This window comes from Pseudothauera rhizosphaerae (assembly GCF_004801305.1).
GTDB lineage: Bacteria > Pseudomonadota > Gammaproteobacteria > Burkholderiales > Rhodocyclaceae > Pseudothauera > Pseudothauera rhizosphaerae.
In genome coordinates this window covers 22,845-36,456 of the sequence record NZ_SSOD01000003.1, presented here as the reverse complement: position 1 = coordinate 36,456, position 13,612 = coordinate 22,845, and the positions used below count along the sequence as shown (strand labels likewise).

Below are 13,612 nucleotides of genomic sequence, written 5' to 3'. Positions count from 1 at the left end.
CTAGTTACATGGTCTTACGGCTTTGACCTGTGGTTAACCGCAATTATGTTCATATCGTGCTTGTATGTTCCGGACATGCTGATCTATACTGCAGCCAACATACAACTTAAGTTGTATGGAACCCTCAACGGTCAGCCGTGTCTCATAACTCGCCTGACATTACTCAACAGGAAGAGGCAATGAAGAATCTTGAAAACATCGACGTTCGTGAGATCCGCCGCAAGCTGGGCATGAACCAGTCCCAGTTCTGGTCCAAGATCGGCGTGACTCAAAGTGGTGGTTCGCGCTATGAGAGCGGCCGCAACATCCCCCGCCCGGTGCAGGCCTTGCTGCGCCTGGTGCACATCGAGCAGATCGACATCAACAAGGTCAAGAAGGAAGACGTGGAAGTGGCCGAGTACCTCAAGGCCAGCAACCCCGAACTGTACAAGACCCTCAAGAAGGAAGCGCGCGCCAAGCGCAAGGAGCGCAACTGAACATCCCGACGGCCTGTAACGGGCTGCCGGTTCAGGGGCTGACCGTAACGGTCAGCCCTTTTTCCTTTATGGCCTCGGCGATCGCCTCCAGCTCGTCGAGGGGCAGTTGCGACACCCGCGGCGCCTCGGACTGCATGGACGGGCGCGCCACGCCATAGAGCAGCACGCCGCGCAGACGGGCCGTGCCGGCGCGCTCCAGCACGTCCAGGTAGGCCGCCAGCACCTCCGCATCCGGCCCCTGCCCGTCCCAGCGGAACATGCAGGTCTGCACCCAGGTCGGGCACAGCGCCGCACAGGCCGCCAGGTTGCGCACCACGCGCTCCACCGGCAGCTTCACGCCGTTGATGCGGGCGATGTCCTCGCCGCGCCCGGCATCCACCTTGAACCACACCTCGCCGCCGATTTCCCCCATGCGCGCGATGCCCGCCCGCACGCGGGGGCGGCCGAGCAGGCTGCCGTTGGTGATGAGGCGCAGCGGCACGCGCTCCAGGCCGTGTTTCACCCGTAGGCGATGGATCAGTTCGACCACGTCGGGAAACTCCGCCGCGCTGGTGGGTTCGCCATTGCCCGACAGGGCGATGTCACGGATTTCCCGCCCGCCGGCCGGCGCGTGGCGGGCCAGCCAATCGCCTTCCACCAGGGCCGTCAGGAAACCGTCCAGCTCGGCTTCGAGCTGCGCCAGATCGATCTTCGGCGCCGCACCGCGCACCAGGTTCGGCACCTGGCAATACACGCAGTGCCAGTTGCAGGCGTTGTTAGGGTTCAGGTTCACCCCCACCGACACGCCCCCCGCACGGCGCGACAGCACGGGGTACACGTAGGTCATCCCCGCCAGGTCGCGGTCGTGGTTGCGGACGGTGAGTCGGACGCTGCTGGAAGTCATTGTGGCGGAAGGGAAAACGGCCGGCGGCGGGAGGCCGGGCGGTGCTATAATCCGCGCCCTTTACCGCCGAGATCGAACATGCGCATCACCCGTCGACTGGAATTCGACGCCGGACACCGGATTCCCGATCACGCCAGCCAGTGCCGCCATATCCACGGCCACCGCTACGCGATCGAGGTGACGCTCTCAGGCCGCATCATCGACGCGGCCGGCCAGCCGGTCAACGGCATGGTGATGGACTTCGCCGACGTCAAGGCCATCGCCAAGCACCATCTGGTGGACCTGTGGGACCACGCCTTCCTGGTATATCGCGGCGATACCGTGGTGGTGGAACTGCTGGCGCGCATTCCCGGGCACAAGACGGTGGTGCTCGACGTCATCCCCACCGCGGAGAACCTGGCCCATCTCGCGTTCCGCATCCTCGACCCGCTGTACCGGGACACCTACGGCAACGATCTGCGCCTGGAGCAGGTGCGCCTGTACGAAACCCCCAACTGCTGGGCCGACGCGATCCGCGGCGCCGAGTAAGCGGACAGGACACACTGACGCCCCGCACGGCCTGGCCGTGCGGGGCGTTTTCTACCCAGGGATGGCTCAGCGCGAACCGCTCAGCGCATCCTTCCAGCCCGCCAGCGCATAGACCAGGACGGTGGTGCCGGCCAGGCCCAGGCCGAACACCAGCGCGATCAGGAACCAGTCCGCCGGCCCGCCCGCGTCCGTGAAACCGGACGAGGACACCCTGGCCATCAGCACCAGCGCCAGCGCACCGCCCACCAGGCCGAGCAGTTCCGACCGCACCAGGCGGCGGCTGACGATCTTCCGCTCCTTCGCCAGCACGGCGAGGAAGGCCACGATGCCGCCCACGGCGAGCAGCACCAGCACCCACAGCAGCGGCCCCAGCATCTCCTGGAACACCGCCAGGAACACCATCGCATCGAGTTCTTTCATGGTCCTTTCCTCCTCTCAGGCGCGCCCGCGCAGCATGCTGACGTAGGTGGGCTTGAGCGCCATGGTCTTCATCACCCAGCTCACCCACAGTTCCTCCAGCGGCGCGACGACGCCGGGGAAGGACGGGACGAGGTTGTTCTCGTAGTCGAACTCCACCAGCATGGCGCGGCCCAGCCGGGTGATCAGCGGGCAGGACGTGTAGCCGTTGTACACCGCATCGCTCTTGCGGCCGGCGATGTCCGCCACCAGGTGGTCCACGGCCACAGGCACCTGCCATTTGACGCTCGCCGCGGTCTTGCCCTTGGGCACGCCGGCGATGTCGCCCACGCCGAACACCTCGGGGAAGCGCTTGTGGCGCAGGTTGCCCTTCTCCACGTCCATCCAGCCCTCGGCCGCCCAGGGGCCTTCCTGCCAGCGCAGGGCGCTGTTGCGCACCGCGTCCGGCGCGCGCATGGGCGGAATCACGTTGATGAAGTCGTAGGGCTGCTCCACCGTGCCCTCGGGGCTGCGGAAGGTGGCGATGCGGCGGCCCGGGTCGATGGCCTGCAGCACGCGGTCGTAATGGGTCTTGATGCCCCGGTCGCGGAACAGCATGCGCACCTTCTCGTGGACGATGGGCACGCTGAATAGCACCTTGTTGTTGGCGTTGTAGATCAGCTCCGCCTTGCCCCGGTTGCCGCGCCGGCGCAGGTGGTCGTCGGTGATGAAAGTGTATTTTAGGGGCGCGCCCGCGCACTTCATCTCGGTGGCCGGACGGCAGAACACGCCCACCCCGCCCTTGTCCGCGAACTCCTGCAGTGCTCCCCAGGTGGCCGACGCGGCGGCCGGGCTGTGGTAGATGCTGCCCAGGCCGTTCCTGCCGATCCGCGCCACGTCCATGCCGGGGATCGCCTCGTAGTCCAGCTTCAGCCCGGTGGCCACCACCAGGTAGTCGTAGGCCACCGCGCGGCCGCTTTCGGTGACCACGCGCTTGCCTTCGGGGTCGAATTCGGCGACGCGCTCCTCGATCAGCTCCACACCGCCCGGCACGTATTCCGCCGTGGTGGATACCACGTAGGAGGCCGGCTTGACCCCCGCCCCCACCAGCGTGAAGCCGGGCTGGTAGTAGTGCTCCTTGCGCGCGTCGATCAGCGTGATCTTGGCGCCGTCGAGCCGCTCGGCCAGGCGCGAGGCCGTGGCCAGGCCGGCCGCACCGGCACCGGCGATCACGATGCGGGCCGAGGTCCTGACCCGTTCGGCCGCCCCGGCGGGCGGCGCCCTCAGCATCAGGGCACCGGCCCCCGCTGCGCCCAGCATGAGGAAGGTCCGCCGGTCCAGCGGCCTGCCGCCTATGCTTTCGAGCAATTTCCTTTCGTCTCCTTGCGCACTCATACTTACCTCCTCCGCAGGCCGGTTACGGCTGGATTGCCGCCCGGCTGTGTAACAAGATAATTAATTTTAGAATATCACTATACGTTTATATTGTTGAGCGTATTCCCCCATCCGAATCGTTTGCCGGCCTGGACTGCCGGCCCGCTGCCAACCTGGACAGGACGATGCCGATCGAAAACCGCCCCCTTCCCGAGCTGCTCTCCTTCCTCGACACCCTGCCAGAGCCGCACATCCTGTGCGACCGCGACTACCGCATCGTCGCCGCCAACGCCGCCTACCGCGCCGGCTTCGCCACCGGGCGCAGCGTCGTCGGGCGTACCTGCTACGAAATCTCGCACCACTACAGCGTGCCCTGCGACCAGGCCGGCGAATCCTGTCCGCTCGCGCGCGGGCTGAAGTCCGGCCAGCGCGAGCGCGTGCTGCACCTGCACCACACGGCGCGGGGCGAGGAATATGTGAACATAGAGCTGTCGCCCATCCGCGACGCCAGCGGCGAGATCGCCTGGTTCGTCGAGAAGATGGAACCCATGAACGCCGCCCGCGGGCTCAGCGACCATCATGGCCTGGTGGGCCGCGCACCGGCCTTCCAGCACATGCTGGGGCTGGTCGCACGCGCTGCGCCGTCCAACGCCAGCATCCTGCTGCAGGGCGAATCCGGCACCGGCAAGGAGCTGGTGGCCAACGCCATCCATGAAGCAAGCCACCGCGCCGACCACCCCTTCGTCGCGGTCGATTGCTCCGGCCTGCCCGAGACGCTCTTCGAAAGCGAGCTCTTCGGCCACGAGCGCGGCGCCTTCACCGGCGCCACCAGCCGCAAGGCCGGGCTGGTGGAAGCGGCCAGCGGCGGCACGCTGTTCCTCGACGAACTGGGCGACATCCCGCTCGGCATGCAGGTCAAACTGCTGCGCCTGCTGGAAACCGGCACCTATCGCCGCGTGGGCGCCACCGACCTGCGCCGCGCCGACATCCGCCTGGTATCGGCCACCCACCGGCCGCTGAAGCAGATGATCGCCGAGGGCCGCTTCCGCCAGGACCTCTACTACCGCATCAACACTTTCCCCATCACCGTGCCGGCGCTGCGCGAGCGCGCCAGCGACATTCCGCTGCTGATCGAGTCGCTGCTCGGCCGGGTCGCACCGGGTCGCCGCCTGAACGTCTCGCCCGCCGCCATGCAGGTGCTGTGCCGCTACGCCTTTCCGGGCAACGTGCGCGAACTGCGCAACGTGCTGGAGCGCGCCAGCCTGATGTGCGACGGCGAGGAGATCGGACCGGAACATCTGGCCGAGGACATCCGCGCCCCCGTGCAGGCCGCCGCCCTCGCGGAGGTACAGGCCACAGGCGGCGTGCACTGGCAAGACATCGAGCGCAACGGCTTCCTGCAGGCGGTGCACAGCCACCGCGGCAGCCGCAAGGAACTGGCCCAGAAGCTCGGCCTGAGCGAACGCACCCTTTACCGCAAGCTCAGGCAGTATCAAGCGGACTAGCCGGCGAACCGCCAGATCACTGCCAATTGCTGCCATGACAGCCATCAATGGCAGTACGGAACCGGCCGGGCGGGCGCCCGAGATGCCGCCTATCATGCTGTTTCCAGACACTTTCCGGACGCCAAGGAAACGGCAGCCGTTCCTGGCACATTCCTTGAGTGCACCTATACCGGAAGTGGGAACACTTGCCCTACGGTCACTGCAATGTCACCTCGACATCCCTCAGCCCCAAGCAGCACCGCAGACCGAGTCTCCATCCTCCAGGCTCCCGCTTCGCTTTCATGGCCGGGCATCGACGATGCCCGGTTTTTTTTGAGCAACCGACAGGGGGTGTATATTAGTGTTCGCTACAATTTCTCTGCAGCCGTAGTTCCAGTGCTGGTAATCGCGAAGCCTCAGCCTTCTCGCCGGCATACCGAACCATCGGGCCGGCAGCGCTTTCTCCCGTAGCCATAGCGGAATTCCATGCATATTGCCGTCTGTATCAAGCAGGTCCCGGACAGCGCACAGATCCGGGTGCATCCGGTCACGAACACCATCATGCGGCAAGGTGTTCCAACCATCATCAACCCCTACGATCTGTTTGCCCTCGAAGAGGCGCTGCGCATCAAGGACCGGACGGCGGCCAAGGTCACCGTGCTGACCATGGGGCCTCCCCAGGCCGACGACGCGCTGCGCAAGTGTCTCGCCTTCGGTGCGGACGAAGCCGTCCTGATCACGGACAAGGTGTTCTCCGGCGCGGACACCCTTGCCACGTCCTATGTGCTGGCGGCCGCGCTGAAGACGCTCGATGCGCGGGAACCGGTCGACCTGGTTTTCACGGGCAAGCAGACCATCGACGGCGACACGGCCCAGGTCGGGCCCGGTATCGCGACCCGGCTCGGCTACCAGCTCCTCACCTACGTCTCGAAGATCCGCGAACTGGACGCCGATTCAAGGCGCATCCTCGTCGAACGCAGGGCCGAAGGCGGCGTGCAGGTGCTGGAATCGGCGCTTCCCGCCGTGGTGACGATGCTCGAAGGCACGAATGAAATCCGCTTCGCGGACATGCCGGGCATGTTCAGGGCGGCACGTCAGGAAGTGGAGCGCTGGAATCGCGATGCAATCGGCGTGGACCTCGCGAAGGTCGGATTGAAGGGCTCGCCTACGGTCGTCGCCCAGGTCTTCGGCCCCAAGCCGAAGGCGGTCAAGGCCTTCCGTGTCGCCGGGGACACACCCGCCGCGATGGCGGAGGCGTTCGTCGACAGGCTGTTCGCCGATTATCCCCACCTTGAAGAGGCGATGCTCGAGCATCTCGAACAGGTAGACCGCCAGGGGGCGAAAGAATGAGCGACGCACTCGACACCGCGGCGAAGCCGATCAAGAAACCGAAGCGCGTCCTGCCCGAGCACTTCAAGTCCTACAAGGGCGTCTGGGTCTTCATCGAACACGAACACGGGCACCCGCATCCCGTCTCGTGGGAACTGCTCGGCAAGGGGCGCGAGCTTGCGGACAAACTGGGGGTTGAACTGGCGGGCGTCCTGCTGGGAGGCACCGGTGGCGAGGTAGCGGCGCTCGTCAAGGACGTCGGCGCTTACGGCGCAGACCTCTGCTATGTCGCCCGGCATCCCGTTCTGGACGACTACCGCAACCAACCCTACACGCTGGGGATGACCGAACTGGTCAACACCTATCAGCCGGAAATCCTGCTCCTCGGCGCCACCACCCAAGGGCGGGATCTGGCCGGGTCGGTTGCTACGACCCTCCTCACGGGACTGACCGCGGACTGCACCGGACTGGACATCGACCCCGGCGACCGCTCGCTGCTGTCGAGCCGCCCGACCTTCGGCGGCAGCCTGATGTGCACCATCGTCAACCTGGCCACACGCCCGCAGATGGCCACGGTGCGCCCGCGCGTCATGCCCATGCCCGCCCGGGTGCCCGACCGCCCGCTGCGGGTCGTCGAGCACGCCCTGCAACTGGACGAGTCCGCCATCGTCACCAAGGTGGTCGATTTCATCCCGGACGCCCGGGCCGACAAGCCCCAACTGCCGTTCGCCGATTTCATCGTCTCCGGCGGCCGCGGCCTGGGCAAGCCGGAAAACTTCGCCCTCGTCGAGAGCCTGGCGAGGACCATCGGCGCCGAAGTGGGTGCCTCCCGCCCCGCGGTGCATGCGGGCTGGGCCGAGGTGGAACGCCAGGTGGGCCAGTCCGGCAAGACGGTACGGCCCAAGCTGTACATCGCCGCCGGCATCTCCGGCGCCGTCCAGCACCGGGTCGGCATGGAGGGCGCGGACGTCATCGCGGGGATCAACCTGGACCCGGAGGCACCGATCTTCGATTTCGCCAATTACGCCCTGATCGGCAACGTGACCGAACTGCTGCCCGCCCTGGAACAGGCCTTCGCGCGGCGCCTGGCCGCGGCACGGACGAGGCGCGCAAACCCGGCCGAGGAGACGGTCTGATGGAGAAGTTCGACGTCATCGTCGTGGGCGCCGGACCTTCCGGCAACGCCGCGGCCTACACGCTCGCCAGGGCCGGTCTCTCCGTGCTCCAGCTCGAACGGGGCGAATCGCCGGGCACGAAGAACGTGCAGGGGGCCATTCTCTACGCGGACGCGCTGGAGAAGATCATCCCCGACTTCCGCGATTCGGCGCCGCTGGAACGGCACGTGGCCGAGCAGAGGATGTGGCTGCTGGACGAGAACCAGTCCTGCACCGGGGCGACCTACCGGGACGCGCGCTTCTCGCAGGAGCCGCACAACCGCTACACCATCATCCGCGCCCGCTTCGACCGCTGGTTTTCCGGGAAGGTGAAGGACGCCGGCGCGCTGGTCATCTGCGAAACGACGGTGACGGAACTGCTCCGGGACCCGGCCGGAAAAGTCATCGGCGTGCGCACAGAGCGTGCCCAGGGCGACATCCTGGCCGATTGCGTCATCCTGGCCGACGGTGCCAACGCGCTGCTCGGGGAACGCGCCGGCCTGCGCCCCCGCGTGAAGGCCGAGGACATGGCCCTCGCGGTGAAAGAGGTCATCTTCCTGCCGCGGGAAACGATCGAATCACGCTTCAACATCGCCGACACGCAGGGCGTGGTCATCGAGATCGCCGGCAACATCACGCACGGCATGGTGGGCACGGGCTTCCTCTACACCAACAGGGATTCGCTGGCGATCGGCATCGGCTGCATGCTGGCCGACATGAAGCGGCAGAGCCTCACGCCCTGCCAGCTCCTGGAAGGGCTGAAGCGGCACCCCGCCGTGCAGCCGCTCATCGAAGGCGCGGAGATGAAGGAGTATTCCGCCCACCTCATCCCCGAAGGGGGCTACAGAGCCCTGCCGCAGTTGTATGGCGAAGGCTGGCTCGTGGTCGGCGATTCCGCCGGGTTCGTGAACGCCGTGCATCGCGAAGGGTCGAATCTGGCCATGACTTCGGGGCGTTTCGCGGCGGAAACGCTGATTGGATTGCGCCAGGCCGGCAAGCCGTTCACGGCCGCCAATCTGGCGGCCTACAAGCGGCGCCTGGACGACAGCTTCGTCATGGCCGACCTGAAGAAATACCAGGGCGTGCCCGAACTGCTCCACGACCACCCCCACATCCTCGGCACCTATCCGCGTTTCCTCGGCGACGCCGCGCGGGAAGCCCTCACGGTCGATGGCGAGCCGAAGCGCGACAAGCAGAAGAGGATTCTCGGCGAGTTGACCCGGAAGCGTTCCGTGCTCGGCCTCCTCGGCGATGCCTACAGATTCTGGAGGGCTTTTCGATGAACGCACCCGCTGAATTCGCGCTGCCCAAGGTCAATGTGGAAGAGAAGCTGTTCCAGGACAGATACCGCGTCGATGTGGGAAAGCCCCACATCAAGGTCCGCGACGCCGGGGTCTGCGCGTCCTGCGCGGCGAAACCCTGTACCGTGTGCTGCCCGGCGGGCTGCTGGAGCATTGACGAGGACGGCGGCATCGACCTCATGGTCGACGGCTGCCTCGAATGCGGCACCTGCCGGCTGGTGTGCGACGAGGGCAACGTGGACTGGAACTATCCCCGCGGCGGCTTCGGCATCCTTTTCAAGTTCGGGTGATCGCAGCCATGGACAGCATCCGCAAGTTCCTCGCCCATGCCGTGCGCCTGGAGGCCGAGGCCGCCCGGCGTTTCGACGAACTGGCCGAGCACATGGCCACCCACGGCAACGCGGCGGTGGAGTCGGTGTTCCGCCAGTTCGCGGATTTCTCCCGGCTGCACCTCCAGACGGCGATGTCCCGGGCCGGATTCAGGTACATCGAGGACCTGCCCCGGGACGGCTACGAATGGCCGCACGGGGAATCGCCCGAAGCGGCACCCTGGTGGGGCGTCGACGGACTGATGGACGTGGAAGCGGCGCTGCGCCTCGCCTTGGAAAGCGAACAGGGCGGGCTGGACTTCTATCGCTCGGTGGCACTCGGTTCGGCCGACCCCCGCGTGCAGGCCATGGCCCAGGAGTTCGCCGCCGAGGAAGCGGAGCACGTGGCCAGGCTGCAGGAACTGCTGGCCGAAGCAAGCGGCAGGACTTGAGGGCAGCACATTCGCGGCCGGCTCAGTCCGGGCGGTCGCTGTCCGGCAGGTCGTAGCGGTCGGCGATGTAGGCCGGCCCCTTCATCACCAGCACGACGAAACAGAAGATGCCCACCGTGAGCAGCACGGCCCAGAACCGGGTCACGCTGCCCAGGGTCCAGATGTCGGCCACATGTACGGCGCGACAGATTTCGGGACTGGAGCTCGCCCCCCAGGCCGCGCGCGCGAACAGCGCCGACAGCAGCGCCACCGCCAGATGCACCAGCACGGTGGTGAACAGCAGCCAGGCCAGCAGGCTGTGGGCATCGCGCAGCAGCGCGTACCATACCGGGCCGACCGGCGCGATGGGTGGCAGCTCGAAGCCCTTGAGCATCGTCACCGGGTAGCCGGCCGCCGACAGCGTGGCCCAGCCGAGCAGCGCCAACGCCAGCATCAGCACATACAGCAGCCAGTGCAGCAGGCGCGCCGTCACGTTGAAATGCTGGGACTGGAGCATAGCGCCGCCTGTCATGGCGCGTCCTCCTTGCCGATCAGTAGGCGAAATGGATCTGGTCGCGCCGCAGCGTCGGCGACTCGATCTCGTCGACGACCGCCAGCGCGAAATCCGCCCCGCCGATCGCGGACTTGCCTTCGGCGTCGAACAGCGCGACATCGCCCGATTTGCGGTAGACGCCGCGCCGCTCGCCCGGCGCGAAGGCACCGAACTGCGCGCCTGGGCTGACGAACAGCCAGTCCAGTGCCTGCGGCGCCTCGGCCTGCAGCAGGTCGAACGCATCATGGGTCGCACGCGCGCCGTCGAGGAACTCGGGCGGCACGTCGCCGCTGTCGATGAAGCGCGGCGCACCGGGGGCCGGACGCAGCCCGCTGAAGCCACCTATGACGACGAAGCGCGCCCCGGCCCGGGCGATCGGTGCCAACGCTGCGCGGTAGATCGATATGAATTGCGCGGCCAAGTCGGGCTGGAACGGCGACAGCGCGCCCACCACCACGTCCGCGCCCGCGATGACGCGTTCGAGCGTTTCCAGGTCAGCCGCCGAGCCGGTCTCGTGGCGCACGCCCGGTACCGGCTCGGCCGGCTGCGAACGGCCCAGCGACACCACCTCGTGGCGGCGGGCAGCGGCCTCACGCACGATGTGCGAGCCGGCATAGCCGTTGCCGCCAATCACGATGATCTTTGCCATGTTCATTGCTCCTTGGGTCATTGCTGCTGATGTTTGCCGGCTCATTCCGCGGTCACGTTCAGTGCCACGTCGATGTTGCCGCGCACCGCGTTGGTTGAAGGCAGGGGCCGTCTCGCTGGATCAGGCGGCCACCGTTGAAAGCAGGTCAAAGTGTGTAATCCAGTCCGATCTTGCCGAAGTGCCCCCCCGCCTGTTGCAGACGGAAAGCATCGGCGATGTCGCGCAGGGCGAAGATGCGGTCGATCACCGGGCGGATACCGGTCGCGTCGAGGGCGCGCACCAGTTCGATCTGGTGCTGGCGACTGCCTACACCGATGCCGGTGACGCGCTGCTGGCGCGCCATCAATTCGATGGTGGGCACCACGCCGGCAAAGCCGGTGAGCATGCCGATCAGCGCGATGCGACCACCGATGCGGGTTGCGTTGATCGACTGCGCCAAGGTGCCGGGACCACCGACCTCAACGGCCAGATCGACACCGCGCCCGGCGGTGATCTCCAGCACCCGTTCAGCCCATTCCGGCTGCCTGCGGTAATTGATGAGGTGATCTGCGCCCAGTTGGCGGGCGCGTTCGAGTTTTTCGTCCGAGGACGAGGCCAGCAGCACCGTCGCGCCCGCCGTTTTGGCGAGTTGCAGGGCGAATATGGAAACACCGCCGGTGCCCAACAGCAGCACGGTGTCGCCGGGTTTGATGCCGCCTTCGACCACCAGCGCCCGCCAGGCGGTCAGACCGGCGGTGGTCAACGTGGCCGCCTCGACATGGCTGTAGCCCTTGGGCGCATGCGTGAAGGCGGTAGCAGGGCGCACTGTCACTTCGGCGGCATAGCCGTCGATGCCATCACCGGGCGTGTGCGCGAACCCGGCAAACTGTGGTTCGCCGGCCAGCCAGGGCGGGAAGAAGGTGGAAACCACCCGGTCGCCCACGGCGAACTCGCTGACCCCGGCACCGATGGCCTCGACCACGCCGGCGCCGTCGGACAGCGGAATGCGGCCGTCGGCGACCGGAAGCTGCCCCAGCACCACCGCCAAGTCATGGGCGTTGAGCGAACTGGCGTGCAAGCGCACGCGGATTTCGCCGGGTCCGGGCACGCCGGGATCGGCCAGTTCGACCTGCTCGAAGTGCTCCAGGCCAAAGGGGCTGCGCAAACGAATGGATTTCATGCCTGGGAACCTCTCTTTCTAAGATCCGTAAAGTTGACTTGTGACTTGTGCTGCACTCTAATCCGGTTCATTCCATTCAGTAAGTACGCACCTCAGAGTTAGTATGAAAGGCCACCCTGGTGCCAACTCGCTTTCCGACGCTTCAGCCCAAACCCTGGATGAAGGGACATTGACCTCGCGCGTCCGGCGCGGGGATCTCTTCATCGGCCCCGGAAACTGTGAATCGCGTGAAGTTTTTTCCCACATCACCAGCCTGTGGGGCGTTCTGTGCCTGATCGCATTGCGTGATGGCACCTTGCGCTTCAGCGAGTTGCGTCGAAAGGCCGGCGGAGTCAGCGAGAAAATGCTGGCGCAGACGCTGCAGCGCCTGGAAGCGGACGGATTGGTCCGCCGGACCTCCTATCCGGTTGTCCCGCCGCACGTCGAGTACGACCTGACCACCCTGGGGGAGGAAGCGGCTGCGCATGTCGCCGCACTTGCGGATTGGCTTGAAATCAATCTTCCCCGTATCAGGCAAGCCGCAAGCCACCGCACGCATCCGCCCAAGGTCTAGATCAAGCGGCTCTGAGTCCGTCCAGCAACCGATCCAGCACATCGCCGAGAACGGTGCGCGCGCCCCTGTGTGCCGAACCGCACGCAAGCGAAGCGCGCATGCCCGAATCTAGGAATCCGGGCCATAGGCGTCAGCGATGGAAGCCCGAAAGGGGGAGAGACGCCGCAGGCGGCTTGATGCGGAGGACGACAGCGCGCCCTGGCTACGCCGGGAGACGCTAGTGATACGCTTGAATCTACCCGGATTAACGTGACTGGTGATTCGCTGTGTCCATTGAAACCATGCTTGCCTTCTTTGCAGTAGCTTTGCTTCTCGCCTTTGTGCCTGGGCCAGACAACGTATTCGTCATGATTCAAGCTGCTCTACGAGGGCGCAACGCAGGTCTTCTCGTTGTTCTCGGCCTGTGCACGGGGTTGATCGTTCACACCACGGCAGTGGCCTTGGGTGTCGCCGTCATATTTCAGAAGTCGCAGCTCGCGTTCAGCCTGTTGAAATACGCCGGATCGGTCTATCTGGTGTATTTGGCTTGGCAGGCGTTTCGGGCCAAACCCATGAATGACGAGGAAAGTGAAAACCCGACAAATCCAGCCGTGGATGGTGCCAAGCTGTATTTGCGCGGCATCCTGATGAACATCACGAACCCGAAGGTTTCCATCTTTTTCCTGGCCTTCCTCCCGCAGTTCGTCGATCGGCAAGCTGGGCACGTCAGCCTGCAAATGTTCGCGTTAGGCGGTATCTTCATTCTGGCTGCCCTCTTGGCCTTTAGCGTGATGACGGTCGTGGCGGCGAGCTTCGGCGCGAGGTTCGGGCAATCGCCCCGTGTGCAAAAAAACATGAACAGGCTCGCGGGGGTCGTTTTCCTGGGACTTGCCGCCAAGCTGGCAACGGCAGAACGTTAATTCGCCCCTGGCTGCACTTCTCGCAGCGCCGCAGGCGCGAAGGCAGACGGCCTGCGCCTGGGGTTGTGCCGCATCGACTGCGGACTCGGGGATATCGTGCCTCTGCGTAGTCCAGAGAAGTTCGGTGCTGGAGCC

16 protein-coding genes are annotated in these 13,612 nt (G+C 65.9%); 10 read left to right on the top strand and 6 right to left on the bottom strand.

Annotated features, from left to right (window positions below):
* Positions 1 to 179 precede the first annotated feature (179 nt).
* A complete protein-coding gene (locus E6O51_RS04000; protein WP_136383692.1) occupies positions 180 to 476 on the top strand; it encodes a helix-turn-helix domain-containing protein in 297 nt (98 codons plus the stop codon).
* 31 nt (positions 477 to 507) lie between these two features.
* Here E6O51_RS04000 and E6O51_RS03995 read toward each other — a convergent pair whose 3' ends face one another.
* Positions 508 to 1,359 carry a radical SAM protein gene (locus tag E6O51_RS03995; protein WP_136383691.1) on the bottom strand — a complete coding sequence of 284 codons (852 nt, stop codon included), beginning with the start codon at positions 1,357 to 1,359 and terminating at the stop codon, positions 508 to 510.
* 78 nt (positions 1,360 to 1,437) lie between these two features.
* On the opposite strand from E6O51_RS03995, the gene queD reads away from it, so the two are divergent.
* Positions 1,438 to 1,887, top strand: a complete 450-nt coding sequence (queD, locus tag E6O51_RS03990; protein ID WP_136383690.1) for a 6-carboxytetrahydropterin synthase QueD — start codon at positions 1,438 to 1,440, stop codon at positions 1,885 to 1,887.
* A gap of 66 nt (positions 1,888 to 1,953) precedes the next feature.
* Here queD and E6O51_RS03985 read toward each other — a convergent pair whose 3' ends face one another.
* Positions 1,954 to 2,307 (bottom strand): DUF5368 domain-containing protein, encoded by a 354-nt coding sequence (locus E6O51_RS03985; protein ID WP_136383689.1) that lies wholly within the window; start codon positions 2,305 to 2,307, stop codon positions 1,954 to 1,956.
* A 15-nt stretch (positions 2,308 to 2,322) separates the two neighbouring features.
* Positions 2,323 to 3,651 carry an NAD(P)/FAD-dependent oxidoreductase gene (locus tag E6O51_RS03980; RefSeq protein WP_230976693.1) on the bottom strand — a complete coding sequence of 443 codons (1,329 nt, stop codon included), beginning with the start codon at positions 3,649 to 3,651 and terminating at the stop codon, positions 2,323 to 2,325.
* A gap of 191 nt (positions 3,652 to 3,842) precedes the next feature.
* On the opposite strand from E6O51_RS03980, the gene E6O51_RS03975 reads away from it, so the two are divergent.
* The 6 genes from E6O51_RS03975 (at position 3,843) to E6O51_RS03950 (ending at position 9,685) form a co-directional block, all read left to right on the top strand.
* A complete protein-coding gene (locus E6O51_RS03975) occupies positions 3,843 to 5,162 on the top strand; it encodes a sigma-54 interaction domain-containing protein (protein ID WP_136383687.1) in 1,320 nt (439 codons plus the stop codon).
* A 465-nt stretch (positions 5,163 to 5,627) separates the two neighbouring features.
* Positions 5,628 to 6,491 (top strand): electron transfer flavoprotein subunit beta/FixA family protein, encoded by an 864-nt coding sequence (locus E6O51_RS03970; RefSeq protein WP_136383686.1) that lies wholly within the window; start codon positions 5,628 to 5,630, stop codon positions 6,489 to 6,491.
* Positions 6,488 to 7,606 carry an electron transfer flavoprotein subunit alpha/FixB family protein gene (locus tag E6O51_RS03965; protein WP_136383685.1) on the top strand — a complete coding sequence of 373 codons (1,119 nt, stop codon included), beginning with the start codon at positions 6,488 to 6,490 and terminating at the stop codon, positions 7,604 to 7,606. Before E6O51_RS03970 ends, E6O51_RS03965 begins: the two co-directional genes overlap by 4 nt.
* Complete coding sequence (locus E6O51_RS03960; protein WP_230976692.1) at positions 7,606 to 8,907, top strand: FAD-dependent oxidoreductase; 1,302 nt, start codon at positions 7,606 to 7,608, stop codon at positions 8,905 to 8,907. Before E6O51_RS03965 ends, E6O51_RS03960 begins: the two co-directional genes overlap by 1 nt.
* Complete coding sequence (locus tag E6O51_RS03955) at positions 8,904 to 9,215, top strand: ferredoxin family protein (protein WP_136383684.1); 312 nt, start codon at positions 8,904 to 8,906, stop codon at positions 9,213 to 9,215. Before E6O51_RS03960 ends, E6O51_RS03955 begins: the two co-directional genes overlap by 4 nt.
* 8 nt (positions 9,216 to 9,223) lie before the next feature.
* Entirely contained in the window at positions 9,224 to 9,685 is a 462-nt protein-coding gene (locus tag E6O51_RS03950; protein ID WP_136383683.1) for a ferritin family protein, read from the top strand.
* Positions 9,686 to 9,707: 22 nt separating this feature from the next.
* On the opposite strand, the gene E6O51_RS03945 is transcribed toward E6O51_RS03950, so the two are convergent.
* The 3 genes from E6O51_RS03945 to E6O51_RS03935 form a co-directional block, all read right to left on the bottom strand.
* The gene (locus tag E6O51_RS03945; RefSeq protein ID WP_168735182.1) at positions 9,708 to 10,196 is read right to left on the bottom strand and encodes a cytochrome b; all 489 of its coding nucleotides are present in this window, start codon (positions 10,194 to 10,196) and stop codon (positions 9,708 to 9,710) included.
* 19 nt (positions 10,197 to 10,215) lie between these two features.
* Positions 10,216 to 10,866: an NAD(P)-dependent oxidoreductase gene (locus E6O51_RS03940; protein ID WP_136383681.1), complete on the bottom strand. Its 651-nt coding sequence runs from the start codon at positions 10,864 to 10,866 to the stop codon at positions 10,216 to 10,218.
* A 145-nt stretch (positions 10,867 to 11,011) separates the two neighbouring features.
* Positions 11,012 to 12,025 (bottom strand): zinc-dependent alcohol dehydrogenase family protein, encoded by a 1,014-nt coding sequence (locus E6O51_RS03935; protein WP_136383680.1) that lies wholly within the window; start codon positions 12,023 to 12,025, stop codon positions 11,012 to 11,014.
* Positions 12,026 to 12,128: 103 nt separating this feature from the next.
* Between E6O51_RS03935 and E6O51_RS03930 the strand changes: the two genes are divergently transcribed.
* Both E6O51_RS03930 and E6O51_RS03925 read left to right on the top strand, forming a co-directional pair.
* Positions 12,129 to 12,578 carry a winged helix-turn-helix transcriptional regulator gene (locus E6O51_RS03930; RefSeq protein ID WP_136383679.1) on the top strand — a complete coding sequence of 150 codons (450 nt, stop codon included), beginning with the start codon at positions 12,129 to 12,131 and terminating at the stop codon, positions 12,576 to 12,578.
* A gap of 266 nt (positions 12,579 to 12,844) precedes the next feature.
* Positions 12,845 to 13,477 carry a LysE family translocator gene (locus E6O51_RS03925; RefSeq protein ID WP_230976691.1) on the top strand — a complete coding sequence of 211 codons (633 nt, stop codon included), beginning with the start codon at positions 12,845 to 12,847 and terminating at the stop codon, positions 13,475 to 13,477.
* Positions 13,478 to 13,612 lie beyond the last annotated feature (135 nt).